Below are 1,222 nucleotides of genomic sequence, written 5' to 3'. Positions count from 1 at the left end.
CTTCGGTGTGATCCAGCAACACACGCACCTGGGCGATGGAGCGCTGGCTGTGCGGAGTGGCCAGTACGCCTTCTTCCGTGCCCAGCCATTCAAACACCGCATCGGCATCCACTTTGCCTTCGGCGAAATCCTTGCGGAACTGTTCCTGAATCAGCTGGCGGGACAACGCCGCCGAGCAGGGGCAGGTGGACGAGTACGGCACTTCCACCGACAACTCGATGCGCATGCCCTCTTCGCACAGGGTGCCCTTGATACTGACCGGGTAGCTCTTCCAGCCGGAATAGCTGCTCTTCAAGGCCGCGCGGCGCATGGAATATTCGAAATCCAGCTGCACGAAACCGCGGGTACTGAGGCCCTCATGGGTCTGCAGGAAGTTACGCAGCAGTTGCTCGATGGAACCGGCGCTGACCGAATGGTCGCCAAAGGTTTCTTCCAGCATCAGGAACAGGCGCGACATGTGAATGCCCTTGGCATCCGCATTGGCCAGGTTCACATAAGCCTGGATAGAGGTGCTCACCGGGCGCTCGCCAGCCAGGGTATCGCTGACGCGGGCTGGCAAGTGGATCTCACTCATGCCCACCCAATCCAGGGTCGTGTGGATATGATCCACCATGGAGTTGGACGCCACATCCGGCATCTGTTTGGTGCTACCGGCACCGTTGTCACGAGTCATGGGATTCTCCATAGGGGCACTGAAAACAGCCAGGATAAGGCCGCCCAGGTGAACGAAACGGTAATCCGTTCGTCATCGCCCGCTCATACAAGGGGGGCAAGTCTAGCAGAAACTGTCCCGCAAATTGACCATTTACGGGCGAAGGTTTCGCTATGACCGCAACAGAAAGGGGCTATCAGGCGGAAAAGCCTGAATCTTCGTCGCTTCCGACCAATTCCTGGAAGCGGGCCAGCTCGCGCAGGGGCTCGAACATTTCTTCGCTACGGGCATGGCTGCGCAGGGTTTCCGAGGTCTGGATGGCGGCGGCCAGGTCGGTCAGGGCGTTCTCGATTTCCCCCAGCCCGGACCAGGCGCAGGCCCGCTGATACAGGGCATGGGAGTTTTCCTCGTCCACTTCCAGCACCCGGTCGCACAGGCTCAGCGCCCAGCGCTGCTCGCCCAGCTCCAGAGCCGCATCGGCTTTCCAGGCCAGCGCTTCCGGATCATCCGGGCGCAATTCCAGAATCCGGTCGTAGAGCTCAATCTTGGCCTGAGCACTGGGCTCCTTGG

The 1,222-nt window shown here is 60.5% G+C and carries 2 protein-coding genes; both read right to left on the bottom strand.

The features are described 5' to 3' along the window. Positions 1 to 673, bottom strand: a 673-nt coding sequence (locus A3754_RS25630; protein WP_231880800.1) for a GTP cyclohydrolase, FolE2/MptA family, incomplete at its 3' end; no start/stop codon positions are given. A gap of 175 nt (positions 674 to 848) precedes the next feature. Beyond that, positions 849 to 1,222: tetratricopeptide repeat protein (locus tag A3754_RS28340; protein WP_369817652.1), on the bottom strand; the 374-nt coding region annotated here is incomplete at its 5' end.

Source organism: Alcanivorax sp. HI0083, assembly GCF_001635175.1.
This window is presented reverse-complemented; position numbering and strand designations above follow the sequence as displayed.